At 54.9% G+C, this 25,561-nt stretch carries 25 protein-coding genes; 18 read left to right on the top strand and 7 right to left on the bottom strand.

From position 1 onward, the window contains the following. Positions 1 to 69 precede the first annotated feature (69 nt). Positions 70 to 2,496 (top strand): penicillin-binding protein 1A, encoded by a 2,427-nt coding sequence (locus tag PLU01S_RS05430; protein ID WP_074823154.1) that lies wholly within the window; start codon positions 70 to 72, stop codon positions 2,494 to 2,496. A 46-nt stretch (positions 2,497 to 2,542) separates the two neighbouring features. On the opposite strand, the gene PLU01S_RS05425 is transcribed toward PLU01S_RS05430, so the two are convergent. Continuing rightward, positions 2,543 to 3,811 (bottom strand): malic enzyme-like NAD(P)-binding protein, encoded by a 1,269-nt coding sequence (locus tag PLU01S_RS05425; RefSeq protein ID WP_074823157.1) that lies wholly within the window; start codon positions 3,809 to 3,811, stop codon positions 2,543 to 2,545. Between the two features lie 515 nt (positions 3,812 to 4,326). Further along, on the bottom strand, positions 4,327 to 4,545 hold the full coding sequence (rpmE, locus tag PLU01S_RS05415; protein WP_010797026.1) for a 50S ribosomal protein L31: 219 nt from the start codon (positions 4,543 to 4,545) through the stop codon (positions 4,327 to 4,329). Positions 4,546 to 4,706: 161 nt separating this feature from the next. Between rpmE and PLU01S_RS05410 the strand changes: the two genes are divergently transcribed. The 6 genes from PLU01S_RS05410 (at position 4,707) to PLU01S_RS05385 (ending at position 11,913) form a co-directional block, all read left to right on the top strand. Continuing rightward, positions 4,707 to 6,926 (top strand): primosomal protein N', encoded by a 2,220-nt coding sequence (locus PLU01S_RS05410; protein WP_074823508.1) that lies wholly within the window; start codon positions 4,707 to 4,709, stop codon positions 6,924 to 6,926. Positions 6,927 to 7,055: 129 nt separating this feature from the next. Beyond that, the gene (gene argS / locus PLU01S_RS05405) at positions 7,056 to 8,795 is read left to right on the top strand and encodes an arginine--tRNA ligase (RefSeq protein WP_074823162.1); all 1,740 of its coding nucleotides are present in this window, start codon (positions 7,056 to 7,058) and stop codon (positions 8,793 to 8,795) included. 10 nt (positions 8,796 to 8,805) lie between these two features. Then, positions 8,806 to 9,501 carry an SPOR domain-containing protein gene (locus tag PLU01S_RS05400; protein WP_074823165.1) on the top strand — a complete coding sequence of 232 codons (696 nt, stop codon included), beginning with the start codon at positions 8,806 to 8,808 and terminating at the stop codon, positions 9,499 to 9,501. Positions 9,502 to 9,587: 86 nt separating this feature from the next. Next, positions 9,588 to 10,115, top strand: a complete 528-nt coding sequence (hslV, locus tag PLU01S_RS05395; RefSeq protein ID WP_010797022.1) for an ATP-dependent protease subunit HslV — start codon at positions 9,588 to 9,590, stop codon at positions 10,113 to 10,115. A 19-nt stretch (positions 10,116 to 10,134) separates the two neighbouring features. Further along, complete coding sequence (gene hslU, locus PLU01S_RS05390; protein ID WP_010797021.1) at positions 10,135 to 11,478, top strand: ATP-dependent protease ATPase subunit HslU; 1,344 nt, start codon at positions 10,135 to 10,137, stop codon at positions 11,476 to 11,478. Positions 11,479 to 11,541: 63 nt separating this feature from the next. After that, positions 11,542 to 11,913, top strand: coding sequence for a gamma-butyrobetaine hydroxylase family protein (locus tag PLU01S_RS05385; RefSeq protein ID WP_010797020.1), 372 nt, complete (start codon positions 11,542 to 11,544; stop codon positions 11,911 to 11,913). 3 nt (positions 11,914 to 11,916) lie between these two features. Here PLU01S_RS05385 and PLU01S_RS05380 read toward each other — a convergent pair whose 3' ends face one another. Next, entirely contained in the window at positions 11,917 to 12,195 is a 279-nt protein-coding gene (locus PLU01S_RS05380; RefSeq protein ID WP_074823168.1) for a polyhydroxyalkanoic acid system family protein, read from the bottom strand. A gap of 192 nt (positions 12,196 to 12,387) precedes the next feature. Between PLU01S_RS05380 and ubiE the strand changes: the two genes are divergently transcribed. The 9 genes from ubiE to PLU01S_RS05335 are packed head-to-tail and all read left to right on the top strand — an operon-like array spanning position 12,388 to position 18,324. Next, positions 12,388 to 13,158: a bifunctional demethylmenaquinone methyltransferase/2-methoxy-6-polyprenyl-1,4-benzoquinol methylase UbiE gene (gene ubiE, locus PLU01S_RS05375; RefSeq protein ID WP_010797018.1), complete on the top strand. Its 771-nt coding sequence runs from the start codon at positions 12,388 to 12,390 to the stop codon at positions 13,156 to 13,158. Then, the gene (locus tag PLU01S_RS05370) at positions 13,158 to 13,775 is read left to right on the top strand and encodes a ubiquinone biosynthesis accessory factor UbiJ (RefSeq protein ID WP_074823170.1); all 618 of its coding nucleotides are present in this window, start codon (positions 13,158 to 13,160) and stop codon (positions 13,773 to 13,775) included. Before ubiE ends, PLU01S_RS05370 begins: the two co-directional genes overlap by 1 nt. Positions 13,776 to 13,778: 3 nt before the next feature. Further along, entirely contained in the window at positions 13,779 to 15,377 is a 1,599-nt protein-coding gene (ubiB, locus tag PLU01S_RS05365) for a ubiquinone biosynthesis regulatory protein kinase UbiB (RefSeq protein WP_074823172.1), read from the top strand. 55 nt (positions 15,378 to 15,432) lie between these two features. Next, positions 15,433 to 15,834 (top strand): phosphoribosyl-AMP cyclohydrolase, encoded by a 402-nt coding sequence (gene hisI, locus PLU01S_RS05360; RefSeq protein ID WP_010797015.1) that lies wholly within the window; start codon positions 15,433 to 15,435, stop codon positions 15,832 to 15,834. Then, the gene (locus tag PLU01S_RS05355; RefSeq protein ID WP_010797014.1) at positions 15,827 to 16,159 is read left to right on the top strand and encodes a phosphoribosyl-ATP diphosphatase; all 333 of its coding nucleotides are present in this window, start codon (positions 15,827 to 15,829) and stop codon (positions 16,157 to 16,159) included. Before hisI ends, PLU01S_RS05355 begins: the two co-directional genes overlap by 8 nt. A 19-nt stretch (positions 16,160 to 16,178) precedes the next feature. Next, entirely contained in the window at positions 16,179 to 16,421 is a 243-nt protein-coding gene (locus PLU01S_RS05350) for a twin-arginine translocase TatA/TatE family subunit (protein ID WP_019363975.1), read from the top strand. Between the two features lie 9 nt (positions 16,422 to 16,430). Next, on the top strand, positions 16,431 to 16,832 hold the full coding sequence (tatB, locus tag PLU01S_RS05345; RefSeq protein WP_019363974.1) for a Sec-independent protein translocase protein TatB: 402 nt from the start codon (positions 16,431 to 16,433) through the stop codon (positions 16,830 to 16,832). Next, a complete protein-coding gene (gene tatC, locus PLU01S_RS05340; protein ID WP_010797011.1) occupies positions 16,829 to 17,620 on the top strand; it encodes a twin-arginine translocase subunit TatC in 792 nt (263 codons plus the stop codon). Before tatB ends, tatC begins: the two co-directional genes overlap by 4 nt. Further along, the gene (locus PLU01S_RS05335; RefSeq protein ID WP_019363973.1) at positions 17,617 to 18,324 is read left to right on the top strand and encodes a 16S rRNA (uracil(1498)-N(3))-methyltransferase; all 708 of its coding nucleotides are present in this window, start codon (positions 17,617 to 17,619) and stop codon (positions 18,322 to 18,324) included. Before tatC ends, PLU01S_RS05335 begins: the two co-directional genes overlap by 4 nt. A gap of 66 nt (positions 18,325 to 18,390) precedes the next feature. On the opposite strand, the gene mdoH is transcribed toward PLU01S_RS05335, so the two are convergent. From mdoH to pip, 4 genes are all read right to left on the bottom strand, one after another. Beyond that, positions 18,391 to 20,991, bottom strand: a complete 2,601-nt coding sequence (mdoH, locus tag PLU01S_RS05330) for a glucans biosynthesis glucosyltransferase MdoH (protein WP_074823176.1) — start codon at positions 20,989 to 20,991, stop codon at positions 18,391 to 18,393. After that, complete coding sequence (locus tag PLU01S_RS05325) at positions 20,984 to 22,483, bottom strand: glucan biosynthesis protein G (protein WP_100217696.1); 1,500 nt, start codon at positions 22,481 to 22,483, stop codon at positions 20,984 to 20,986. Before PLU01S_RS05325 ends, mdoH begins: the two co-directional genes overlap by 8 nt. Before the next feature lie 231 nt (positions 22,484 to 22,714). Continuing rightward, the gene (gene dtd, locus PLU01S_RS05320; RefSeq protein WP_074823178.1) at positions 22,715 to 23,152 is read right to left on the bottom strand and encodes a D-aminoacyl-tRNA deacylase; all 438 of its coding nucleotides are present in this window, start codon (positions 23,150 to 23,152) and stop codon (positions 22,715 to 22,717) included. Then, complete coding sequence (gene pip, locus PLU01S_RS05315) at positions 23,149 to 24,114, bottom strand: prolyl aminopeptidase (RefSeq protein WP_010797006.1); 966 nt, start codon at positions 24,112 to 24,114, stop codon at positions 23,149 to 23,151. The genes dtd and pip overlap by 4 nt, the downstream gene beginning before the upstream one ends. Before the next feature lie 102 nt (positions 24,115 to 24,216). Here pip and PLU01S_RS05310 point away from each other — a divergent pair, with 102 nt between their 5' ends. After that, positions 24,217 to 24,642 carry a hypothetical protein gene (locus PLU01S_RS05310; RefSeq protein ID WP_074823181.1) on the top strand — a complete coding sequence of 142 codons (426 nt, stop codon included), beginning with the start codon at positions 24,217 to 24,219 and terminating at the stop codon, positions 24,640 to 24,642. A gap of 67 nt (positions 24,643 to 24,709) precedes the next feature. After that, positions 24,710 to 25,534 (top strand): cysteine hydrolase family protein, encoded by an 825-nt coding sequence (locus tag PLU01S_RS05305; protein ID WP_074823184.1) that lies wholly within the window; start codon positions 24,710 to 24,712, stop codon positions 25,532 to 25,534. Positions 25,535 to 25,561: the final 27 nt, after the last annotated feature.

Genomic DNA, 25,561 nt, shown 5'->3' with positions numbered 1-25,561 from the left:
TGCGCCTACTTCTTGGCTCGCAAAATTGTTGCCAGATTCACTTCTTTATAGCTGAAAAAGCCATATCCAATGCGTTTGTTAAAATTTATCTGGTGGTCTTGCCTTGGCATCGTCTGCAGCGTCTTTCTTGGGCTTAGCGGCGCCTTCCTCTACCTTAGCCCGAGCCTACCCTCGGTAGATGCCCTGCGGAACGTGCAGTTGCAGATCCCCCTTCGCATTTACAGCGCAGATGGAAAGCTGATTGCCGAATTTGGAGAAATGCGGCGCTCGCCTTTACGTTTCTCCGAAATCCCCCCCGATTTCATCCATGCGCTACTTTCGGCTGAGGACGACAATTTTGCCAACCACTACGGTGTAGACGTTAAAAGTCTGATGCGTGCCGTAGCACAATTGGTCAAAACAGGTCACATTCAGACCGGCGGCAGCACCATCACCATGCAGGTGGCCAAGAATTATTTCCTGACCAGCGAACGCAGTTTTTCACGTAAATTCACCGAGATACTGTTGGCCTTGCAAATTGAGCGCCAGCTTACGAAGGATGAAATTCTGCAGCTCTATGTCAACAAGATCTATCTGGGCAACCGCGCCTATGGAATCGAGGCCGCTGCACAGGTGTACTACGGCAAATCAATCAATGAGCTGACGCTAGCCCAAAAAGCGATGATTGCCGGCCTGCCAAAAGCACCGTCACGCTATAACCCGATCGTAAACCCCGAGCGCAGCAAGGAGAGACGAAACTGGATTCTCGAGCGGATGCTAAAGCTGGGTTATATCGATCAGCGCGCCTACGAAACGGCCGTGGCTGAAGCTATCGACGCCTACCATCACGTCGCCGTACCGGAGCTCGCAGCGCCCTATGTCGCTGAGATGGCTCGAGCGGAAATGGTCGGACGGTATGGTAGCGATGCCTATACAGAGGGTTATAAGGTTACGACGACTATCGATAGCCACCTGCAGAACGTTGCCAATGCCGCCGTGCGCAACGGCTTGATCGACTATGACCAGCGCCACGGCTATCGTGGAGCTGAAGCGCATTATCCGAACAAGTCGCGCAGTGAATGGTTAAGCCTGCTGCAATCCCATCGTACTGTTGGAGGGTTGGAGCCAGCCATTGTCACCCAGACCGAAAAAAGCGGCATATTGGTTCTGACAGCAAACGACAAGGAAGAAGCTATCGCTTGGGAAAACATGAAATGGGCTCGCCCTTATATCAGCGCCAATAGCATGGGACCCAAGCCGAATACGCCCAGCGATGTCGTCAAGGTGGGTGATCTGATCCGTATTTTGCGTCAAGAAGATGGCAGCTTACGGTTTGTTCAAGTTCCCAAGGCCCAAAGCGCGCTGGTATCGCTTGATCCACAAGACGGTGCCATTCAGGCCTTGGTTGGCGGATTCTCGTTCGAGCAGAGTAATTACAATCGCGCCATTCAGGCCCGCCGCCAGCCGGGCTCGAGCTTCAAACCGTTCATTTACAGTGCTGCACTGGATAAAGGCTATACCGCCGCCTCCCTCGTTAATGATGCACCTATCGTGTTTATGGATAGCAGCATGGACGAGGCGTGGCGTCCCAAGAACGATACGAACACCTTCTTGGGCCCTATACGCCTGCGTGAGGCACTGTATCGCTCGCGCAACCTGGTCTCCATTCGCCTTCTGCAGGCCATTGGTATCGATTATGCGATTAACTATGTAACCCGCTTCGGCTTTGAAAAGGATCTTCTGCCACGCAACCTTTCACTGGCGCTGGGTACACCCGGCCTTACGCCAATGGAAATTGCCAATGGTTGGACAGCTTTTGCAAACGGCGGCTACAAGGTCAACTCTTACATTATCTCGAAGGTTGAGAGTCGCGACGGACAACTGCTTTATCAGGCTAATCCGCCACGTGTTCCGCAGAAAGCGAATACTGCGGCAGCTGCCCCGGAGAATGTTCAGGTAACACCTGCCAGCGTAACCAACGCCGACGGCACGATGAGTCAGACACCTGCCATTGCACCGCAAATCATTGATCCGCGTAACGCCTATATCATGACTAGCATGCTGCAGGATGTGATCAAGCGCGGCACGGGTCGTCGAGCGCTTGAGCTGAAGCGCGGGGACTTAGCAGGCAAAACCGGAACGACAAACGACTCAAAAGACACATGGTTCTCCGGCTATAACGCTGATTACGTTACTACGGTATGGGTAGGCTTTGATCAGCCTGACACGCTGGGTCGTCATGAGTTTGGCGGTAATGTGGCACTTCCTATCTGGATGCAGTACATGGGCAGTGCTTTGGAAGGTAAACCCGACCACCTGCCAGCGGAACCACCGGGAATTGCCACACTGCGCATTGATCCTGTCAGTGGCCGAGCGGCTCCGCCTGGTACCCCTGACGCGTACTTTGAGCTGTTCAAGAATGAAGACACACCGCCGCCCATGGATGAGCTAGGCCCAGGCAGCTCGCCTGGCACGCCACTTCCGTCCGATGAGTCTGCCCCAATGGACCTATTCTAAAGGACAATAAAAAACCCCGCCTAAGCGGGGTTTTTTATTGTCCTGGTTAGTGACTAAAAACGTCACTAACCGACTTGAGCGGATAGTGTGCCGGGTATGCACGGGTCGCTACGCCCGACTCGATAGCCGCCTTGGCGACTGCATCGGAGACCACTGTGATCAGACGAGGATCCATGGGCTTTGGAATGATATATCCACGGCCAAAGCTCAACTCATCAACACCATAGGCCTCACATACCTCCTTCGGCACTGGAAGCTTGGCAAGATCCCGTAGCGCATGAGCCGCTGCAATCTTCATTTCTTCATTGATAACCGTAGCCCGCACATCCAGTGCGCCTCGGAAAATGAAGGGGAAACCCAACACGTTGTTCACCTGGTTCGGATAGTCGGAACGGCCAGTGGCCATAATGACATCTGAACGGGTTTCATGAGCCAATTCCGGCTTGATCTCCGGATCCGGGTTAGAGCAGGCGAATACGATGGGATTCGGCGCCATGCGCTGCAAATCCTCAGCGCTCAGCAGGTTCGCACCAGACAGACCAACGAAGACATCAGCGCCATCCAGCGCGTCAGACAAGGTACGCTTGTCAGTCTCGGTCGCAAAGATAGCCTTGTACTGGTTGAGATCGGTACGACCAGAATGGATCACACCCTGACGATCCAGCATGAAAATATTTTCGACCTTGGCGCCCATGCTAATTAGCAGCTTCATGCAGGAAATGGCTGCCGCACCTGCCCCCAGACAAACGATCTTGGCATCTTCTAGATTCTTGCCAGCAATCTCCAACGCGTTCAGCATGCCGGCCGCAGTCACGATAGCCGTACCGTGCTGATCATCATGAAAAACCGGAATATTGCACTGGTCGATCAGAGCCTTTTCGATCTCGAAGCACTCAGGCGCTTTGATGTCTTCCAGGTTGATACCACCGAAGGTAATGGAAATACGCTTTACGGTATCAATGAACGCCTGTGGACTTTCGGCATCGACTTCGATATCGAACACGTCGATACCGGCAAAGCGCTTGAACAGGACACCCTTGCCTTCCATAACCGGCTTTGACGCCAATGGTCCCAGATTACCCAGACCAAGGATGGCTGTACCGTCAGAGATCACAGCAACCAGGTTACCTTTACCGGTGTACTGGTAGGCGAGCTCGGCATCACGAGCGATTTCGCGGACAGGCTCTGCTACACCCGGGCTGTAAGCCAGAGACAGATCACGAGCGGTAGCGGTAGGCTTGGTCAGTTCAACGCTCAACTTACCTGGACGGGGTTGAGCATGGTATTCGAGAGCGGCTGTTTTCAAGTCAGACATTATAAGTATCCGCTATGGCGTGTTGGGTCAAAAGTGGATGGAGGATACGCAAGAAGATTACGCCCCACAAGCAATGGCCCCAATAGTCAATAGCTGCTGTATACGACTTTAGGCCAATCCTGTGTAGCCTTCATCCACATATAACGAGACGAACCGCCTTGAGGCTAAAACGTGCCTTGCAAGACAGGCTCAGGTAGATCGGAACATCGATAACAGGCGTGAACGGTTTGTCCTGCCAGCAGCGCATTGCAAGGGTAACAGCCAGCATTTCAAACCTGACTGCGACAATGCCCCATCGCGTATATGTTCTCATTGTGTGAGGTTGCAGAGCGGCTACGGGATAGGTGAGCCAAGCCCCTGAACTGATTATGCGTCATCAATGCGGATTTGACACCTGCCTCAATGTCACAGCCGACCTTGACGATACAATTCGTCTTTTGCAAGGCAATAAAAAAGGCGTCCATATGGACGCCTTTTAGTCGATCGCTCAGGTACGACATAAGCGATCAAACGTATTACTTCTGAGCAGTACCGAAAACACCGAAGCGCTGCTTGAAGCGATCGATACGACCACCTGCATCCAGCACCTTCTGCTTACCTGTATAGAACGGGTGGCATTCAGAGCACACGTCCAGGTTGATGTTCTTAGCCAGTGTGGAGCGCGTCTTGATGACATTGCCACAGCTGCAGCTTGCTTCGATATTAGTATACGTAGGATGAATATCGGCTTTCATTACGAAATCCTCGAGTTCGTGCCGTGCCGCCACCCGGCGTCATTGCCGAATACCGCACGGATAATAGGCCGCGCATCATAACAGAGGCTTACGACGATGCAAGCCGTTACGTCTACCAATGGTCTGCTAATATCTGCCTCTTTTTGCCTCCGAGTCCAGACGTGTCTGAAGTCCTGCTGCGCCTTGCGCTGCCCTCTCCTTTACGCCGGCTATTCGACTACCGAGCGCCAGCCGGCGTCGACGCCTCGGAACTGATCCCAGGTGTTCGGCTACGCGTACCCTTTGGGCGCAGGGAGATCGTGGGCATTCTGGTGCAGATCGTGTCCGAGACCGATGTTCCGCGAGATAAACTAAAGCCCGCCATTGCGCTGCTGGATACCACCCCCCCAATGCCGGCCAGCCTGATCGAGCTTTGCAAGTGGACAGCCCAGTATTACCAGCACAGCCTGGGCGATACCTTTACGTGTGCTCTGCCAGGACTCTTGCGACAGGGCGACCCTGCCGAGCGGCGGGTCCAGCGGTTCTGGATAGCCAGGCCCGAAGCTGATGTATCGGACCCACGCCTGGTACGAGCGCCACGCCAACGCGAAGCCTTGAAAGTCGTCAAACAGCACCCACATGGTGTTGCCCATGAATTGCTCAGCCAGCTCGGCCTTGCCAAGGATGCACTCGATACCTTGCAGGCAAAGGGACTGGTGGACGTCGAGTCCCGCCAAATCATGCCAGCCAAGCATCACGGCGCCTGGCTGGCACAAGCAGAACTCCCGTTCAACCACGAGCAGCGTATTGCCTACGAAGCGGTCAAAGCGAGGCTTGGCAGCTTTCACTGCTTCTTATTGGATGGCGTGACGGGAAGCGGCAAAACCGAGGTTTATCTTCAGCTCATACGCCGGACACTCGAAACAGGACGGCAGGCCTTGGTCCTGATCCCGGAAATCAACCTGGGACCACAAACACTGTCCCGCTTCGAGAAACGCTTTAATGCCCGTATCGTGCTGATCCACTCAGCGCTGACCGACCGGGAGCGCACGGACGCCTGGTTGGCTGCACGCGACGGCGATGTCGATATCGTCATAGGTACACGCTCCGCCCTTTTCACTCCGCTGAAAAACCCAGGCCTTATCATTGTCGATGAAGAGCACGATGCGTCTTATAAACAGCAGGAAGGCTTGCGCTACCATGCCCGCGACCTGGCTGTCGTCAGGGCTCGACTTGAAAGAGTCCCGCTGCTTCTAGGCTCCGCTACTCCTTCCCTGGAAAGTCTTCATAACGCTGAAATCGGTCGCTATGGCCTGCTTCGCCTTACTCAGCGTGCCGGCAGTGCTACTGCCCCGAAGTTTCAGCGCCTGGATGTCAGGAGCCGCCCTCTTGATTCAGGTCTCTCACAGCCATTGGCGCAAGCGATTGGCGACACGCTGAGCAAGGGCCAACAGGTCCTGGTCTTTTTAAATCGCCGTGGCTTTGCGCCTACGCTGCTGTGTCATGACTGCGGCTGGATCGCCCAGTGTCCACGCTGCGATGCCCGTATGACCATTCACCAGCGATCAGGCGAGCTGCGTTGTCACCATTGCGATCATCGTCAACGCCCGTCACAACACTGTCCTGCCTGCGGCAAGTTGGATCTACGCCCATTGGGTGCGGGTACGGAGCGTGCGGAAGAGCGGCTTCGGATTCTCTTCCCGCAATTTCCAGTGTTGCGTATCGATCGGGATAGCACCATGCGCAAGGATGCCATGGCCAATATCTTCTCCATCATTCAGCGCGGCGAGCCCTGCATCCTGGTAGGAACACAAATGCTGGCCAAGGGACATCATTTCCCCCGCGTCACGCTGGTAGCCATCCTGGATGCCGATGGGGGCCTCTTTTCAGCAGATTTTCGTGCCAGCGAGCGCATGGCCCAACAAGTGGTTCAGGTAGCCGGTCGCTCAGGCCGTGCCGAAGTACAGGGTCAAGTGTTGATTCAGACTCATCTGGCGGATCATCCCCTGCTGGTACAGCTAACCGAGCAAGGGTACGTCGCCTTCGCCCAGCAAGCCCTGGCAGAGCGTCGTGCAGCTGGCCTTCCCCCGTTTACTCACTTGGCGCTGTTACGTGCCGAAGCTTACAAGCCTGGACAGGCAGAAGAATTCCTGGAGCTGGCCTATGCTGAAGCCGATCAGCTGGCAGCAGAGCTGGACTTGCCCCATATTGAGCTTCTCGGTCCTGTCCCCGCACCCATGGAACGTCGGGCGGGCCGCTTTCGTGCACAGCTTTTATTACAAGCATCACTCCGAGCCCCGCTTCACCGGTTACTGACCAGCTGGGTCTTACGTCTGGAAAGTCTGCCAGCGGGAAGGCAGGTGCGTTGGTCACTGGATGTTGATCCCATAGATCTTTATTAGGACTTTTTTCACCTTAATTTCGGGCTCCGCAGGCCTCAATGACGTCTACACGTTGGCAAGTGATCCTAGCCTGCGGATAATGCAGGGTTTTCATTACGCGCCCAGGCGCGAGCCAAAGGCCAGACGATCATGAAAGACACTATTCGACAGCTTATTCAGAACGCCTTGGAGCGCCTTACTGCCGAAGGCATCTTGCCAGATGGTCTGACGCCGACCATCCAGGTCGAAAATACCAAGGACAAAAGTCACGGCGACTTTGCGAGCAATATCGCCATGATGCTGGCAAAACCTGCCGGCATGAAGCCCCGTGACCTTGCAGAAAAACTGATTGCAGCCCTGCCTGCCGACCCGAGCGTCAGCCAGGTGCAGATTGCGGGCCCGGGTTTTCTGAACTTCTTCCAGAATCACGAGCAACTGGCCCGGCGCCTGGATGATGCGCTGGCTGATACGCATCTGGCCATTCAGAAGGCCGCGCCCAAACAGCGGGTTGTTGTAGACCTCTCCTCTCCCAACCTGGCCAAGGAAATGCACGTGGGTCATCTGCGCTCCACCATCATTGGTGACGCCGTTGCACGTGTACTCGAATTTCTAGGGGATGATGTTATCCGGCAAAATCATGTCGGCGACTGGGGAACCCAGTTCGGCATGCTTCTCGCCTATCTTGAAGAACAGCCTGCGGCAGCTGAAAGCGAGCTTTCCGACCTGGAAACATTTTATCGAGCCGCTAAGAAGCGCTTCGATGAGTCTCCTGAATTTGCCGATCGCGCTCGCGAGCTGGTCGTCAAGCTGCAAGCGGGCGATGAAGCCTGCCTGAAACTATGGCACCGCTTCAATGAGATCTCCCTGAGTCATTGCCAAAAGGTCTATGACCGTCTGAACGTCAAACTCACACCTGCGGACGTAAAAGGAGAGAGTGCTTACAACAGCGAGCTAACTGGTATCGTGACCGAACTCGATGCCAAGGGCCTGCTTACCGAAAGCGATGGCGCCCGCTGCGTTTTCCTTGAAGAGTTCAAGAATGCGGAAGGCAATCCACTTCCGGTGATTGTGCAGAAGGCAGGAGGCGGCTACCTGTACGCCACGACCGATCTGGCAGCCATGCGCTACCGTAGCCAGGTTCTGAATGCCGATCGCGTCCTTTACTTTGTCGACCAGCGCCAGGCACTGCACTTCCAGATGGCCTTTGAAGTTGCTCGTCTGGCTGGTTTCGTTGCTCCATCCATGAGTCTTGAACATATGGGGTTCGGGACCATGAATGGCGCAGATGGCCGCCCTTTCAAGACGCGCGACGGCGGCACGGTCAAGCTGATCGACCTGCTTGATGAAGCAGAAGACCGCGCCTACACCTTGGTCAAGGAAAAGAATCCCTCCCTGGAAGAAACCGAGCTGCGTGAAATTGCTCGCGCGGTGGGTATCGGCGCCGTCAAATACGCTGACCTGTCCAAGCACAGAACAAGCGACTATAGCTTCAACTTCGAGCTGATGCTTAGCTTTGAAGGCAATACGGCACCCTATCTGCTCTACGCCTATACCCGCGTCGCCAGTATCTTCCGCAAGCTTGGCCAGGGGTACGATGAGGTCGAAGGCCAGATTCGCCTGGAAGCTCCTCAGGAGCAAGATCTGGGTGCTCGTCTGGCCCAGTTTGGCGAAACCCTGAATTTGGTAGCGGAGAAAGGTGTGCCGCATCTTCTATGCGCCTATCTCTACGACATTGCTGGTCTCTTCTCCAGCTTTTACGAAAACTGCCCCATTCTCAGCGCAGAAGATCCTGCTCAACGGCAAAGCCGCCTACGCCTGGCCGCCCTGACCGGGCGCACCCTTAAACAAGGTCTCGAACTGCTAGGCCTGAATACACTGGAACGTATGTAAACGGACGTATATGGCAAAGAAAGCAGCACCTAAACGAGGCGCAAGCCGAAATCAGCCAGCCGCCAAGAAGCAGCCTATTCCCGGTTGGGTATGGCTGGCTTCAGGTCTTGCCATTGGTGGCTTCGTGGTCTTTCTGATGAAGCTTGAGCCGGGCAACGATGCCGTTCGTCGCTCCAAGGGTGAGGAGGCACAAGTTGCGTCCAAGACCAAGCAGGAGGCTCCTACTACGCCAACCCCGGTCAAGCCCAAGTATGACTTCTACACACTGCTACCGGAGTCCGAAGTAATCGTGCCTCCGGACGCCGTGCCGCAGACGAGTCCAACCCCTACTCCGCCCAAGCCTGAAACGTCGCCTGCGACGACAGCTCAGCTGCCTGCAGGCTCGCCACAGCAAGCTCAGACACCTGCCCAGGCTGCTGCGCAGACACCTGCTCAACAGCCCAAGACAGCAGCACAGCCACCTGTGACGCTGTTCTTCCTTCAGGCAGGCTCGTTTAGAACACAGGCTGACGCTGATCGGGTGCGAGCGCAGATCATCCTGATCGGTCAGGATGTGCGGGTAGAGTCAGGCAAGGTCAAGGATGACACATGGTATCGTGTCCTGGTCGGTCCCTTCAGAGATCGCAATCAACTGACCCAAGCCCAGAGCCAGCTGGCCAGCAACGGTTTCAAGAACCTGCTGCTCCAGCAACGCCAAGGTCGATGACACATGGCGGCCGGAAAAGGCTTGAAGCCTTGGAAGGCCGTCCCCATATCTCCGGCAATCGCTTAAGGCATAGCAGGAGAACACCCTTGACCACTATCGTTTCAGTGCGTCGCAACGGCAAAGTCGTCATTGGCGGCGATGGCCAGGTATCCCTGGGTAATACCGTCATGAAGGGTAACGCACGTAAAGTCCGTCGCCTTTACCACGGCCAGGTGCTGGCAGGCTTCGCCGGCGGCACCGCGGATGCGTTCACTCTGTTCGAGCGCTTCGAGCAGCAACTCGACAAACATCAGGGCCATCTGGTCCGTGCCGCGGTAGAACTGGCCAAAGACTGGCGTACCGATCGTGCACTTCGCCGCCTGGAAGCCATGCTGGCAGTAGCCAACAAGGATGCCTCGCTGATCATTACCGGTAACGGCGATGTCGTCGAACCAGAAGAAGGCCTGATTGCCATGGGCTCCGGTGGCCCCTATGCACAAGCGGCCGCTCGTGCCCTGCTCACGCATACCGAGCTGAGTGCTCGAGAAATTGCCGAGACTGCGTTGAACATTGCGGGAGACATTTGTGTCTTCACTAACCGTAACCTGACTATTGAGGAGCTGGACGCTTCCTGAGTCCGGCCGGAATAACGACATGTCTATGACTCCACGTGAAATCGTTCACGAACTTAATCGCCATATCATTGGCCAGGATGATGCAAAGCGCGCCGTAGCCATCGCTCTGCGTAATCGCTGGCGTCGCATGCAGCTTCCACTCGAGCTGCGCGCTGAGGTCACACCCAAGAACATTCTGATGATTGGCCCGACAGGTGTAGGTAAAACCGAAATCGCCCGTCGACTGGCCAAACTGGCGAATGCACCCTTCCTGAAGGTAGAAGCCACCAAGTTTACTGAAGTGGGCTATGTAGGCCGCGACGTTGAGTCCATCATCCGCGATCTGGCTGATGCTGCCGTTAAAATGCTGCGTGAGCAGGAAATCGTCAAAGTCCGTCATCGTGCAGAAGATGCTGCCGAAGAGCGGATTCTTGATGCACTGCTACCGCCTGCACGTGCAGTAGGTTTCAGTGAAGAACCGACTCGCAGCGAAGACTCCAACACGCGTCAACTCTTCCGCAAGCGACTGCGTGAAGGCCAGCTGGATGACAAGGAGATTGATATCGAAGTGGCTGAAGCGCCAGCAGGTATCGAGATCATGACTCCGCCCGGCATGGAGGAAATGACCAGCCAGTTGCAAAACCTCTTCTCCGGCCTGAACAAAGGCAAGATGAAGGCTCGCAAGCTCAAGGTTAAAGAAGCCTTCAAGCTGATCCGTGACGAGGAAGCTGCTCGTCTGGTCAACGAGGAAGAACTCAAGGCACGTGCCCTGGAAGCGGTCGAGCAGAACGGTATCGTCTTCATCGACGAGATCGACAAGGTTGCCAAGCGTGGCAACACCAGTGGCGCTGACGTATCCCGCGAGGGCGTACAGCGCGATCTGCTGCCACTGATCGAAGGTTGCACGGTAAATACCAAGCTGGGTATGGTCAAAACCGACCACATCCTGTTTATCGCCTCGGGCGCGTTCCACTTGTCCAAGCCCAGCGATCTGGTACCTGAGCTTCAGGGACGTCTGCCAATCCGTGTAGAACTCAAGGCCCTAACACCTCAGGACTTCGAGCGCATTCTCACTGAACCGCACGCTTCACTGACAGAGCAATACCGTGAGCTGCTCAAGACTGAAGGCCTGGACGTCGAGTTCACGCCTGAAGGGATCAGCCGCATTGCGGAAATTGCCTGGCAGGTCAATGAGAAGACGGAAAATATTGGTGCGCGCCGCCTGCATACGCTATTGGAGCGATTGCTGGAGGAAGTCTCGTTCAGCGCTGCTGATCTGGCAGGCCAGCAGAATGGTGAGCCTATTCGGATCGATGCTGCCTATGTCAACGGCCACCTGGGCGAGTTGGCACAGGACGAGGATCTGTCGCGCTATATTCTGTAAGGACGTCGACAACCTATCGCTCGCAGCCTCAAGGCTGCGAGCTTATCAGCGAGACCTATTGCCATGCGTTTGCCCACGGCCATCCAGCTGCACAAAGCATCCAAAACCCTCACCGTTCAATACGATACCGAGTCCTTTACGCTGCCTGCTGAATTTCTGCGCGTTCACTCGCCTTCTGCAGAAGTACAGGGTCACGGCAACCCCGTCCTGCAATTTGGCAAGAAGAACGTAGGCATCAGCCAAATCGAGGCAGCCGGTCAGTACGCATTGAAAATTACGTTCGATGACGGTCACGACAGTGGCTTGTTCACTTGGGAATACCTGTATGAACTCGGCCGCAATCAGGAGCAGATGTGGGCCGAGTACCTGTTTGCACTGGCCCGGGAAGGCAAGTCCAGAGATCCGGATGTATCCGTCGTCAAACTGATGCTATAACGCTCAAGCCTGTAGCGCTTTATCCAGCTTCTTCTCGATTTCATGCTCAATCTGTGAGCTCAGGGCCGAGAAGAAGAACCCCAAGGTTGCGTCGACACGCACCTTGTCTTCGCCTACCTCGATACGCCCATCAACACCTGTACGGGAAAATTGCAGCGTATCACCCTCCCAATGGCACTCCACACCGTAATCACGCGTTAGCTTTTCGGCCAGCGCCCCCGCCTTGGCACGCGCAGTTTCAAGGCCTAGTGAATGGGAACGTTCGACACTGATTTGGGACATAGGAAGTACTCCAGCGAATTCGCCTGCGACTATAGCGGGGGCTGTCATGCACGAAAAGCACGAGAACTACCAAGTCAGGATGACCCATCTCATGGAATACCTATTTTCTAATGACTTTATCCGGCAAGAATGGACATCTCAGCGCATCAGCACTGCTAGAATGGTCGCTTATTCAAATGCAGGTGAAGCGTCATGAGCGATCAGCGCAAGGGCCCGGAGGCCGATCCCGTCACTCATTTCGGCTACCAGAGTGTGCCGGAAAGTCAGAAAGCTCAAAAAGTGGCCGAAGTGTTCCACTCGGTTGCAGCCAAATATGACGTGATGAATGACTTGATGTCTGCAGGCGTTCATCGCTTGTGGAAACGTTTCACGATCGAACTGTCCGGGGTTCGAAGTGGTAACCGCGTGCTGGATATTGCTGGCGGCACAGGCGACCTGACTAAACAGTTTTCCCGCCTGGTGGGCCCACGTGGTGAGGTCGTGCTGGCAGATATCAACGACTCGATGCTAAAGGTCGGTCGTGATCGCCTGATGGACGAAGGTATTGCCAACAATGTCAGCTTCGTACAGGCAGACGCTGAAAAGCTGCCCTTCCCAAATAATCACTTTGATTGTGTGACCATCGCCTTTGGATTGCGTAACGTGACCCACAAGGAAGCCGCTATCGCATCCATGCTGCGCGTACTCAAGCCGGGCGGACGTCTTCTGGTACTGGAGTTCTCCAAGCCGACCAGCCAGCTCCTGTCCAAGGCCTATGATGCTTACTCCTTCAGCCTTCTGCCGTTCATGGGCAAGCTGATCGCCAATGATTCGGCCAGTTACCGTTACTTGGCGGAGTCGATTCGCATGCATCCTGATCAGGACACGCTTAAAGCCATGATGGAAACTGCTGGATTTGAGCGCGTGACCTACCACAATATGACAGGTGGCATTGTTGCCCTGCACCGTGGCATAAAACCCTGATGATCCTACTGACCCAGGCCGTACTGGCTGCGCTGGAGCGCGGCCTGAATCCCATACTGGCAATGGACGCTGTGGTGGGCCGCCGTCTTGCACGCCTGCAAGGCAAGGTCATTGCCATAGATTGTGCAGCTCCACGTTTTACGCTGTTCATCCTTCCGGCCTATGATGGTCTGCATTTTGCCGCCCACCATGAAGCAGAAGTCGACTGCACGCTCAAAGCACCTGCGTCTCGATTGGCTCAGCTGGCCTTGAGTCAGAACAAAACAGCGATCTTGCACAGCACCGATGTAACGCTTGAGGGGGATAGTGCAGCACTGATAGAACTATCCGATATCCTGCAGAGCCTGGAGCTGGACTGGGAATACGAGCTCTCTCGCTGGCTGGGTCCAGTGCCTGCTGCACTGCTTGGACAATTCGTCCGAAAAGGGCGCGGGTGGACGGATCAAAGTCACGAGAGTTTGCGTCAAAGCCTGTCTGACTGGCTAGCTGAAGAAAGTCGCACCCTGGTTGGACGTCGGGAAGGTGATGCTCGCTTTGCGGAAATCGATGCCTTGCGTCTAACTGTAGATCGTCTCGAGGCGCGTATCGACCGCCTTGCTCAACGCAGACATAAATAACCAATGAAGCTGTTTGCTGCCCTTCGACGCCTGCTGCGTATTTTCCTGGTTGTTGTTCGCTACCGCCTGGATGATCTGGTTTATGCGCTTCCACTGCCCTGGTATTTACGCCTGACAGGTTACTTTCTGCCATGGCGTTGGTTGCCTCGCCCTCGCAAGTCGCTGTCCCGAGGTGCTCGGTTGCGCCTTGCGCTAGAAGGTCTGGGCCCTGTTTTCATCAAGTTTGGCCAGATCCTTTCTACGCGCCGCGATCTTTTGCCGGAAGACGTGGCCAATGAGCTTATGTTTCTCCAGGACAAGGTTCCTCCCTTTCCTGGGGAGAAAGCCATTGCGCTGATCGAGTCTCAACTGGGCGCGCCCATTGCCCAGGTTTTCAGCCGCTTCGATATCACGCCGCTGGCCTCCGCTTCCGTCGCTCAGGTACATGCAGCACAGCTCCGAACAGGTGAAGAGGTAGTCGTCAAGGTCGTGCGACCAGGCCTGAAGCCTGTCATTTCTCAAGACCTGGCCTGGCTGTTTCTGCTGGCACGTATGGCAGAACGCGTTTCGGCCGAAGCGCGCCGTCTGCACCCCGTCGAAGTCGTCATGGATTATGAGAAGACCATCTACGATGAGCTCGATCTCTTACGTGAAGCAGCCAACTCCAGTCAGCTCAGAAGAAACTTCGAAGACTCTTCTCTGCTTTACGTTCCGCAGGTTTACTGGGACTGGTGCCGCCCTCGGGTACTGGTCATGGAGCGCATCTATGGCATCCCTGTGACTGACCTGAATGCCCTGCGAGACCAAGGCACAGATTTCAAGCTCCTGGCCGAGCGAGGGGTCGAGATCTTTTTTACCCAGGTGTTTCGCGACAGCTTTTTCCACGCGGACATGCATCCTGGCAATATCTTTGTCAGTACGGCGCACCCCTGGGATCCGAAATACATCGCGGTAGACTGCGGCATCATCGGGAGCCTTACACCTGAGGATCAGAATTATCTGGCCAGAAACCTGATGGCGTTCTTTCAGCGCGACTACCGCAAGGTGGCCCAGCTCCATATCGATTCAGGCTGGGTGCCGGCAACTACACAGGTCAACGAGTTCGAAGCAGCGATTCGAACTGTGTGCGAGCCGATTTTTGAAAAACCACTGAAAGATATTTCGTTTGGCCAATTGCTACTGCGTCTGTTCCAAGTGGCACGCCGGTTCAACATGGAGATTCAGCCTCAGCTGGTACTGCTTCAAAAAACGCTTCTGAATATTGAAGGGCTTGGACGCCAGCTTTATCCTGACCTGGACCTGTGGGCGACAGCCAAACCCTATCTTGAGCGCTGGATGCGCCAGCGCATGGGACCTACCCAGGTACTGCGCAATATCCAGCAGCAGATCGAGCAGATCCCGCACCTGGCCCAGATGACCCGTGACACACTGGAGCGCATCACCCAACCCCACCGCAATGATCCACCCAACCCGTGGGGAAGACGAGACAACGCCTGGTTGCCCCGGCTATTTGGTGTCCTGCTGATTGGCGGTGCCTTCCAGACTGGATTTCAGTCCACACCTGAAGGCTGGCCCGCCTGGATCATGCTGGTAACAGGCATCTATCTGGTCATTCGTGGCTAGGCAGGTCGTGCCAGCGCTGTCAGACTAATAATGTGTGTAATTTGCCGGGTAGACCATGAAAGACTGGCTTGAAGAAATCAACTGGAACAGTGACGGACTCGTACCGGCAATCGCTCAGGATTATCAGAGCGGGCGCGTCTTGATGATGGCCTGGATGAACCGTGAGTCCCTCGCTTTGACGGTAGCTGAGAATCGTGCCATCTATTGGTCACGTTCAAGGCGTAAGCTATGGCGTAAGGGGGAGGACTCGGGCCATGTACAGAAGCTGCATGAGCTGCGTCTGGACTGCGATGCTGATGTCGTCATCCTCATAGTTGAGCAGTTAGGTGGTATTGCCTGTCACACAGGACGTGAAAGTTGTTTTTATCGTCGGTTTGAAGAGGGAGCCTGGAAAACGATTGACCCGGTTCTGAAAGATCCCGACGCGATATACACGCCAGGTCATAGCCATGAGTGATACGCTAAACAAAATTGCAGAGGTGCTTGAATCCCGCAAGGGCGCAGCGCCTGAAAGCTCCTATGTCGCCAGCCTTTACCACAAGGGGCTGAACAAGATCCTTGAAAAGGTAGGAGAAGAATCCATAGAAACCATCCTGGCGGCCAAAGATGCGGCCAGCAATGGAGACTCGACGGACCTTATCTATGAAACAGCAGATCTCTGGTTTCATAGTATGGTCATGCTGGCTGCGCTAGGCCAACATCCGCAGGCAGTGCTTGATGAATTGGATCGCCGCTTTGGGCTATCTGGACACGCTGAAAAAGCTGCTCGATCCGAATCCTGATTCTTGATGAGGTAATGTTATGGGTATTTTTGACTGGAAACACTGGATCGTCATCCTGATCGTTGTGGTACTGGTATTTGGTACCAAACGCCTTAAAACCCTAGGCACCGATGTAGGCGAGTCGATCAAGGGCTTCCGTAAGGCGATGAATACGGAAGAAGAGGAGAAGCCTGCGCAAGATCAGCAGAAGCCTCCACTCAATCAGCCCCATACGATTGACGCTCAACACCACAAGGTTGAAGAGCCCGTCCGTAAGGATTGAGTACCTATTATGTTTGGCATCAGCTTCAGTGAGTTAGCCCTGATAAGCCTGGTCGCCTTGCTGGTTTTAGGCCCAGAGCGCCTGCCAGGCGCTGCACGCACTGCAGGCCTGTGGATCGGTCGTCTCAAGCGTAGCTTCAATAACATACGGCAAGAGGTGGAACGTGAAATTGGTGCCGACGAAATACGGCGCCAGCTTCACACTGAGAATCTCTTGTCCTGGGAGCAACGCGACAAGGCCCGCCAGGAGACAGGTAATCCAGCACCGTCGGCTGAAACACCTACGCCGCCCAGCGATGACTCATCTGTCGTCAAGGATGACTTACCTGTCGTCAAATCGGCTCCGCCCAGTAACGTGACTCCGCCCCCCAGCGAGTCAAAGGATCAGCCTTCTCCACCGCGAGCCCCATGAGCGAAAAAAAACCTGAATATGAAGACCAGGAAATGCCTCTGGTCTCTCATCTGACTGAACTGCGGTCACGCTTGCTGCGCTGTGTGCTGGCGACGTTCCTGATTTTCGCCTGTCTGTTCTACTTCGCCCAGAAGATCTACGCTTTCGCGTCGGAACCTATCCGCAGGTTTCTGCCCGAAGGCGCCACGATGATCTCGACAGACGTCACGTCGCCGTTCCTTGCGCCCTTCAAGTTGACGCTTATTGTTTCCCTGTTTCTGGCCATGCCCGTCATCCTTTATCAGGTCTGGGGATTCATTGCGCCAGGTCTTTACAAGCATGAAAAGCGCGTCGCGCTTCCCTTGCTAATTTCAAGTATTTTGCTGTTTTACGCTGGAATGGCGTTTGCCTATTTCCTGGTCTTCCCGCTGATTTTCCACTTTTTCTCAAGCATCACGCCGGAAGGCGCCATGATGATGCCGGACCTGAACAGCTACTTGGATTTCATACTGACGCTATTCTTTGCATTTGGCGCTGCCTTTGAAATCCCTGTCGCAACCGTTCTGCTGATCTGGATCGGTATCGTCGATGTGGCCTACCTCAAGAAGGTACGTCCGTACGTCATTATCGGATGCTTCGTAGTAGGCATGATCCTGACGCCACCGGATGTACTTTCCCAGACCATGCTGGCGATTCCCATGTGGCTCCTGTTTGAAATTGGCCTCCTGTTTGGACGCTTCGTTCGAAAACGTGAGCCACACGAAGAAAAGACCTCGCACGAGGATCAGCCACCAGCGACTCATTCGTGAATCTGCTGCTGCTAGAACAGGAGGACTTCGTCGGAGACAATGAAGTCCTCCTTAAAGACCGGCGCTTTGCCCACCTGAAAGACATTCACCAAGCTGAGCGTGGTGATTCACTGAGGGTCGGCATGTTGAATGGTTTGATGGGCGAAGGCGAAATTCTTGACCTCACGCCTGATTCAGCACGCATCAAACTTCAGCTGCACCAACCTGCCCCGCCTAAACTGCCCATAACACTCATTTTGGCGCTGCCGCGACCCAAGATGCTGCGTCGAGTATTGCAAGGCATCTCTTCGATGGGTGTAGCCCGGTTGGTTCTCATCAACAGCTATCGGGTTGAAAAGAGCTTCTGGCAAACCCCCTTTCTTGACCCCTCCGCTATTCGAGAGCAGCTGATTCTTGGCTTGGAGCAAGCACGAGATACCGTTTTACCTGAAGTCATCATAGAGAAACGGTTCAAGCCCTTTGTCGAGGATCGTCTTCCATCATTGGCGAAAGGGACGATTGGGCTGACTGGCCATCCTGGCTATTACCCACCCTGCCCTCGTGAAGTAAAAGGCCCCGTAACGCTGGCAATCGGCCCGGAAGGCGGCTGGATCCCTTATGAGGTGGATAAGCTGCAAGAGGCAGGGCTTGACCCTGTTCAACTGGGTGAACGTATCCTGCGTGTAGAAACAGCCGTTACAGCACTCCTGGCCCGCCTGTTCTAACATCTGTCGCCAATAAAAAAGCCCCAGCCATATTCTGACTGGGGCTTTTCATATGCCTTCTCAACCTTAGCGAGCAGGATTCACTGCAAGTGAAGCACTGTCTGCGTCAGGAAGCGCACTTGTTTCGGCAGATGCAGGTGCGGGCAGAATGCGTCGGTACGCCTCCACCCAACGATCACGTGCTTCACCTGATTGCCACACCTGCAGATGCAGACGCGACATTCCAACAGGATCGCTCAAGATAGCCCACTGTGCATCCGAGTGCTTCTCGGGACCGTCTGCTAGTACTTTTTCCAGCCGCTGCTGACGTAGTGCTTCGGCCTGAGGCACAACCTTGGCATGTCTTGCCTTGGCCATTCCACATGCCAGTGCGTTAATCAGCGGATCGACTACGGCCTGCAGGAAACCATGACGAAGAACGGTTTGGTTATTCTGCTGCAAGTACTCGTCGGTCGCCACCAGCTCACGAGGCGGATTGTATTCTTCCGGAATCAGGAAGAAGCTGGAACGACGCGCCGCCATGCCGTAATTGGTACGGCTTGAAATGACTGACACCGGAGCGGAAAGCATCAGTGACACCACGATAGGCGATAGCCACCAGAGGAAACGTGGGTCCAACCAGGCTACACCGGCCGTCCAGATAATACCTAGCAGCATTTGTGAGCCATGACGCTTGAAGGCCTCGCTCCAAGGCGTGGCATCATCGTCACGCTGAGGCGAATTCCATTGCACTGACCAGCCCAGGAAGGCAGCAGTCACGAATACCGTATGGAACAGCATGCGTACAGGCGCCAGCAGAACCGAGAACAGCATTTCCAAGAGCATCGAACACAGCAACTTGAAACCGCCGCCGAATTCTTTTGCCCCCTTGGCCCAGATCAGGATGACGCTGAGCAGCTTTGGCAGGAACAACAGAATCAACGTGGTCGAGAACAAGGCAATTGCCTGCTCGGGATGCCACTGTGGCCAGACTGGGAACAACTGCCTTGGCTGCAGGAAGTACTGCGGCTCCATGAGCTTGTGTACGGCTAGAAGTGCAGTGGATAGCACCAGGAACAGGAACCAGAGCGGTGCCGACAAATAAGACATCACACCGGTCAGGAACACGGCCCGGTGTACCGGGTGCATACCCTTTACCAGGAACAGCCGGAAATTCATCAGGTTGCCATGGCACCAACGGCGGTCACGCTTGAGCTCATCCAGCAGGTTAGGCGGAAGCTCTTCGTAGCTACCGGGCATGTCGTATGCAATCCAGACTCCCCACCCTGCACGACGCATCAATGCAGCCTCAACGAAGTCGTGGGAAAGGATGGCACCTGCAAACGAGCCTTTACCGGGTAGAGGCGCCAATGCGCAATGCTCGATGAACGGCTTTACGCGAATGATTGCGTTATGTCCCCAATAGTGGGATTCACCCAGCTGCCAGAAATGCAGGCCCGCCGTGAAGAGCGGCCCGTACACCCGGGTAGCAAACTGCTGGAGACGCGCATAGAGCGTATCCATACCTGAAGCTTTGGGTGCGGACTGGATGATACCTGCTCGCGGATTAGCTTCCATCAGGCGTACAAGGCCCGTGAGACATTCACCGCTCATGACGCTATCAGCATCCAGCACGACCATATAGCGGTACTGGCTGCCCCAACGGCGGCAGAAGTCATCGATATTACCGCTCTTGCGCTTCACACGGCGGCGGCGACGGCGATAGAAAATCTTGCCGTAACCTTTTACCGCATGGCAGAGCTCAAGCCAGGACTTCTGCTCGGCAACACATTTGTCCGGATTGTTACTGTCACTCAGGATAAAGAAGTCGAAATGCTCAAGCTGCCCGGTCGCCGCTACAGACTCATAGGTCGCACGCAAACCGGCAAACACCCGGGCGACGTCTTCGTTGGCGATCGGCATGACAATGGCGGTACGCGCCTCAGGCGCAATCACTTCGTCCCCTACAGTACTGGCGGAAATACTGTACTTATCCCGTCCGGTCAGTAGCTGCCAGAAGCCCATCAGGGCCGTCCAAAAACCGGCAGAAACCCAGCAGAACAAGGTTGCAAACAGCAGAAGAATACTGGTCTGCAACACATAGGGAAGCACTTGTCTGGCAGACTCCAGAAGCCCTTGATCCCAGACCTCTCCAAGATCGACCAGTGACCACCCTTGATAAGGCAGAACAGCCTTCATGTACCAGGTAGCGATACCTGTTTGAAGGAGCATGAGCACCAGCAGGATGAAACGACGGAAAGCCCCTACTTTGCGCCAGTGAGCGTGTGCGTCCGCCTCCTCATCAGGTACCTGACGAGCCTCCTGTTTGCGACCCAGCAGACGATGCCATATACGTACCACGGGATTGGTACGCCATGGCTCTGGCAACATCTGGGACCGCGTGATGGCAGGCATGGTACGGATATTGGTCCGCCCCTGAGCATCAACGGTAAGCAGGTCACCTTCGGACAGGGCATCACCCCAACCCATTTTCAAGCGTGCTTCTACAGAACTCAGTGCAGGATCATTTCCAACAGACTCAGTGGACGCAAGCTTTCCATGCAGGGAAGCCAGGCCCTCAGCGTCGGTACTGCCTACACCGCTCGCGAGTTGCTGCCGCTCGGCCTCCCCGAGCGGCAAGCGCTCGAGGTAGTCCTGAACGGGTGTTGTTTCTTTACGGTTATTCATTGGCAGGCAACTGATAGCTCCAGGTTTCGGTCAGCGTCTTATCGCCTTCCGCCAACGCAGCACGTATTTCTACGGGCTTGGTAGCGTCCTTGACCTTCAGACGCAGCGTCAAACGCCAGCCTTTGGTGACAGGGTTATAACGAACATTGTTTTCAATCAGATCACCATTGTCGTTAAGGCTGACCTGCGAGGCCACCTGTGCACTTTCCGGCAGGTTCTTGAGAACCGGGCCTTCGAAGTCAATGATGAAGGCGGTGCTTCCATCTGCCTGGCGAACCAGATTGGGCTGCTTGACGTCGCCGGTCGAGAGACGAGTTTGCTGAACCCAGGCCACATCAGGCGAGTGCAGAGCAGGCTCGTCCATGGTGAAATGCAAACGATAGCTCAGATCAATCGGCTCACCGGCCTGAGGTATGGTGTCTGGTGTCCAGAAGGCAACGATGTTGTCGTTGGTTTCGTCTGGTGTCGGTATCTCGACCAGCTCAACCTTGCCCTTGCCCCAGTCACCCTTGGTTTCAACCCAACCGCTTGGCCGCAGATCGTAACGATCATCCAGATCTTCGTAACGGCTGAACTCACGGCCGCGCTGTAGAAGACCGAAGCCCTTGGGGTTTTCGACTGTATAGGTGCTGATGGAAAGACGCTTGGGATTATTCAGCGGACGCCAGATCCACTCGTCATTACCCGCATGAATGGCCAGGCCATTGGAATCGTGCAGGGCTGGACGATAGTTGACCTGCGGGCTTGGCTGATTGGGTCCGAACAGGTACATGCTGGTGAGTGGCGCAATGCCCAGCTTGCCTACATTATCGCGCAGGTAAACGCGCGCCTGCACATCAACTGTGCTGTCGCTACCAGGGGTAACGACCATCTTGTAGGCACCCGTAGCACGGGGAGAATCCAGCAAGGCGTAAATCACCAGGTTACGGCGGTCCGGCTGTGGGTGCTCGACCCAGAACTCACGGAAGCGAGGGAATTCTTCGCCGGACGGCAGGGCGGTATCGATCGCCAGGCCACGCGCAGACAGGCCATACACCTGATCCTTGCCTACTACACGGAAATAGCTGGCGCCCAACATGGTCACAAACTCATCCTGCTTGTCGGGCTTGTTCAGCGGATAGGTTATGCGGAAACCGGCAAATCCCAAATCCTTGAGGGCAGCCTGATCCAGCTGCAGATTGCCGAAATCGAAATAGGATGGATCGTACTTGACCTCGTTGACACCCGTTGCCGTGACTTCATTGATCTTCACTGGCACGTCGAAATGCATGCCCTGATGATAGAGGTTCAGCTGGAACGGTGTTTTCTCTCCAGACCAGAGCGCCTTGTCCTGGCGGAAACGGATCTGCTGGTAATCAGCGAACTTCATGTCACGGAGAACGGCAGGCAGATTGCTCTTGGGCGCAGCGAATTTTTGTTCGGCAAGGCTTTTGGCCTGCACTGATACGTCATCGAGGCTAAACGCCCAGGCCTTGGCCCCAAACATTGCCATGATGGCCGTAAAACTCAGCACGATGGCCTTAGCCTTACCTGGCTTGGAATTAGTATTCAAATACAACGCAGCCCCCTTAATCAGCGTACGAATCGTTGAACGACGCATGGCCATTCACGGATAAGCAGTCGTCGGACTGACAAGATCGCGAATGATTCCGCACAAAGCGTGTCGGTCGTTCCAAACTGCGCAATCATAGACACTTCCAGAAAACCTGTAAGAGTCTGTTGCTCAAATAGATAATAAAAATGTTACCGGACCATCATTGGTCAGTGAAACTTGCATATCGGCCCCAAAACGACCTGTTGCCACATGGGCATGGCGGTAACGCGCAAGTCCTACCAGATGCGAGAACACCGCCGCGCCCTGTGCAGGCGGCGCTGCGGTCGAGAAGCTTGGACGCAAACCACTTTGCGTATCCGCCACCAGCGTAAACTGCGAAACCAGTAGCAACCCACCTCCTGCATCCGTAAGCGAGCGATTCATTCGCCCTTCCGCGTCCGAAAAAACCCGGTAATTAAGAACTTTGTGCAGCATTTTTTCGCAAGTTACTTCATTGTCCGTCGGTTCTATGCCCACCAAGGCCAGAAGCCCCTGGCTGATCTCACCGACTATCTCACCGTCTACCTCTACACGCGCCTGCGTGACGCGCTGTATAAGGACTTTCATTCAGCCTCCGGGGGAACATCGAGCAACTGTCGTGCCATGGCATCGGTTGCACGTACCAAGGCATCACAGATGCCCGGTTCGCCACCGGCATGACCTGCGTCGCGCACGATTTGCAACTCACTATTAGACCAGGCCTTGTGCAAGGCCCAGGCATTATCCAGCGGACAGACCACGTCATATCGTCCATGAACGATGACACCGGGAATATGGGCGATCTTGGGCATATCCCTGATCAATTGGTTGGGCTCAAGAAACGCATTGTTGACAAAGTAGTGGCACTCTATGCGCGCAATGGACAATGCGTGTTCTGAAAATCGCTCGACCACGTCAGGATTTGGTCGAAGCGTCGCCGTACGCCCCTCCCAACAGGACCAGGCTCTGGCAGCGCCCATCTGGGCAATTTCATCAGGGCAACTGAGCCGCTTGTAATAGGCCTGCATCAGGTTGCCTCGCTCCTGTTCAGGAATCGGTGCGAGATAGTCTTGCCAGTAGTCGGGGAACAGACGGCTCGCCCCATCCTGATAGAACCAGTGGAAGTCCTCAGGACGACATAGAAAGATGCCTCGAAGGATCAGGGCATGTACACGATCCGGGTGCGTCTGCGCATAGGCCAGCGCCAGAGTCGATCCCCAGGAGCCGCCGAAAAGTACCCATTTTTCAATTCCCAGATGCTCACGGATACGTTCCATGTCAGCAACCAGGTCCCAGGTTGTATTGCGCTCCAGACTGGCATAAGGGGTTGAGCGCCCGCACCCACGCTGATCGAATGTGACAATCCGATAAAGGCCTGGATCAAAGAACCGCCGGCTCAACGCGTCGCAGCCTGCACCGGGTCCTCCATGAATGAACAGCACAGGTAGGCCATCCGGTGAACCGCTTTCGTCCAGATAAAGGACATGAGGATCATCTACAGCAAGTGTGTGGCGGGCGTATGGCTTGATTTCCGGATAGAGGCTGTGCATGTTACTCCCCTTCGGGCTTGTCAGTGGCGATAAAGCATCGTCGTATTTGTCCGTGCTATAGCCATCATAGCGCTAACCTAACCAGGAAAAGGAATTCTCGTGATGCGTTTGACCACCTGTCTGCTCATTTCTTCACTTCCGTTATTTATCGTGGGCTGCAAAAGCGACCCTCAGCAAGCACTCGACAAGGCAGCTGATCAATTGCAAGCCAGCCTGGAAGCCAAGAAAACCGGAGCGGTATATGAACAACTGCACCCACAGTTTCTGGCCCAGCAACAGAACGATCGCGCGTGGGCCCGCCAAACCATGGCAGGTATGTTTCTAAAATATCGCCATATCCATATTGTTACCTTCCGCAAACACAGTCAGATCGATGCCACTTACCAGAACAAAGGCTATACGGATGCCGAGGTAGGCATGACAGGGGCTGAAGGCCTTCTGCCTGATGCGGCCCGCCACTACAGTGTAAGGCTGGAGTGGTGGAAAGAAGGCGACGACTGGAAGCTGGCGCGAGCGGATTGGCAGTAAATGATTGTTATACCCCACGTGTACACTCACGTACGAGACACACTCATTCTCTGATCGGAACGTTTCCATGTCTTCAGCCGACTCTGTACACCTGCTGATTATCGATCCACAAAATGATTTTTGTGATATTGCGGATGCTGCGCTTCCCGTCCCAGAGGCAAGTGCCGATCTCCGAAAGGTTGCCAGCTTAATCCACATGTGGGGACACAGGCTGGACGCCATTCATGTCACGCTGGATTCTCACCAACCCTTGCACATAGCGCATCCGTCCTGGTGGCAGGATGCCGAAGGGCACTCCCCTCCTCCGTTCACGGTTATTTCTGTGGATGATATCGAGCAGGGCCGCTGGACAGCCTGCGTGTCGGAAAAGCAGAGCTATAGCCTTGAATATGTGAAAGCTCTGGCCGAGCGTGGGCGATATCAGTTGACCATATGGCCGGAGCATTGCCTGATCGGAAGCTGGGGGCATAATGTCTATACGCCCCTGCTCAAAGCACTCAATGAATGGGGCAGGACGCGCTTGAAGACGGTCCATTACATTCCGAAGGGCAGCAATCCCAACACAGAGCATTACTCCGCTATTGCCGCTGAAGTGCTAGATCCTGACGATCCAGGTACACGATCCAATATCCATCTGTTGAATCAACTGGAACAGGCTCAGACTGTACTGATCGCCGGCGAAGCCCTCTCTCACTGCGTCGCAGGAACCGTAAGAGATATCGCGGATCACTTGGGCGAGACCAATCTTCACCGCCTCGTGCTGCTCACCGACTGCTCGCATGCAGTACCCGGCTTCGAACATCTGGCGGAATGCTTTATTGAAGAAATGAAGACCAAGGGCGTCAGATGCCTAACCAGCAAAGAGGCTGAGCCCCTACTCGCCGCGTCATAAGACGTACATAACGATCGGCCATCGCTT

This window comes from Pseudomonas luteola NBRC 103146, from assembly GCF_002091675.1.
Taxonomy (GTDB): domain Bacteria; phylum Pseudomonadota; class Gammaproteobacteria; order Pseudomonadales; family Pseudomonadaceae; genus Chryseomonas; species Chryseomonas luteola.
Note: the sequence above shows the minus strand (reverse complement) of the source record. Positions and strands in the feature narration are given on the sequence as shown.

Excerpts from the sequence above, each read along its gene's own strand:
- PLU01S_RS05305 (WP_074823184.1), top strand. The coding sequence starts at position 24,710 with ATGTCTTCAGCCGACTCTGTACACCTGCTGATTATCGATCCACAAAAT.
- tatC (WP_010797011.1), top strand. The coding sequence starts at position 16,829 with ATGAGCGAAAAAAAACCTGAATATGAAGACCAGGAAATGCCTCTGGTC.
- dtd (WP_074823178.1), bottom strand. The coding sequence starts at position 23,152 with ATGAAAGTCCTTATACAGCGCGTCACGCAGGCGCGTGTAGAGGTAGAC.
- PLU01S_RS05350 (WP_019363975.1), top strand. The coding sequence starts at position 16,179 with ATGGGTATTTTTGACTGGAAACACTGGATCGTCATCCTGATCGTTGTG.
- hisI (WP_010797015.1), top strand. The coding sequence starts at position 15,433 with ATGAAAGACTGGCTTGAAGAAATCAACTGGAACAGTGACGGACTCGTA.
- PLU01S_RS05385 (WP_010797020.1), top strand. The coding sequence starts at position 11,542 with ATGCGTTTGCCCACGGCCATCCAGCTGCACAAAGCATCCAAAACCCTC.
- PLU01S_RS05325 (WP_100217696.1), bottom strand. The coding sequence starts at position 22,483 with ATGGCAATGTTTGGGGCCAAGGCCTGGGCGTTTAGCCTCGATGACGTA.
- tatB (WP_019363974.1), top strand. The coding sequence starts at position 16,431 with ATGTTTGGCATCAGCTTCAGTGAGTTAGCCCTGATAAGCCTGGTCGCC.
- pip (WP_010797006.1), bottom strand. The coding sequence starts at position 24,114 with ATGCACAGCCTCTATCCGGAAATCAAGCCATACGCCCGCCACACACTT.
- argS (WP_074823162.1), top strand. The coding sequence starts at position 7,056 with ATGAAAGACACTATTCGACAGCTTATTCAGAACGCCTTGGAGCGCCTT.
- ubiB (WP_074823172.1), top strand. The coding sequence starts at position 13,779 with ATGAAGCTGTTTGCTGCCCTTCGACGCCTGCTGCGTATTTTCCTGGTT.
- PLU01S_RS05400 (WP_074823165.1), top strand. The coding sequence starts at position 8,806 with ATGGCAAAGAAAGCAGCACCTAAACGAGGCGCAAGCCGAAATCAGCCA.
- PLU01S_RS05370 (WP_074823170.1), top strand. The coding sequence starts at position 13,158 with ATGATCCTACTGACCCAGGCCGTACTGGCTGCGCTGGAGCGCGGCCTG.
- ubiE (WP_010797018.1), top strand. The coding sequence starts at position 12,388 with ATGAGCGATCAGCGCAAGGGCCCGGAGGCCGATCCCGTCACTCATTTC.
- PLU01S_RS05425 (WP_074823157.1), bottom strand. The coding sequence starts at position 3,811 with ATGTCTGACTTGAAAACAGCCGCTCTCGAATACCATGCTCAACCCCGT.
- rpmE (WP_010797026.1), bottom strand. The coding sequence starts at position 4,545 with ATGAAAGCCGATATTCATCCTACGTATACTAATATCGAAGCAAGCTGC.
- PLU01S_RS05380 (WP_074823168.1), bottom strand. The coding sequence starts at position 12,195 with ATGTCCCAAATCAGTGTCGAACGTTCCCATTCACTAGGCCTTGAAACT.
- PLU01S_RS05430 (WP_074823154.1), top strand. The coding sequence starts at position 70 with ATGCGTTTGTTAAAATTTATCTGGTGGTCTTGCCTTGGCATCGTCTGC.
- PLU01S_RS05310 (WP_074823181.1), top strand. The coding sequence starts at position 24,217 with ATGCGTTTGACCACCTGTCTGCTCATTTCTTCACTTCCGTTATTTATC.
- mdoH (WP_074823176.1), bottom strand. The coding sequence starts at position 20,991 with ATGAATAACCGTAAAGAAACAACACCCGTTCAGGACTACCTCGAGCGC.
- PLU01S_RS05355 (WP_010797014.1), top strand. The coding sequence starts at position 15,827 with ATGAGTGATACGCTAAACAAAATTGCAGAGGTGCTTGAATCCCGCAAG.
- hslU (WP_010797021.1), top strand. The coding sequence starts at position 10,135 with ATGTCTATGACTCCACGTGAAATCGTTCACGAACTTAATCGCCATATC.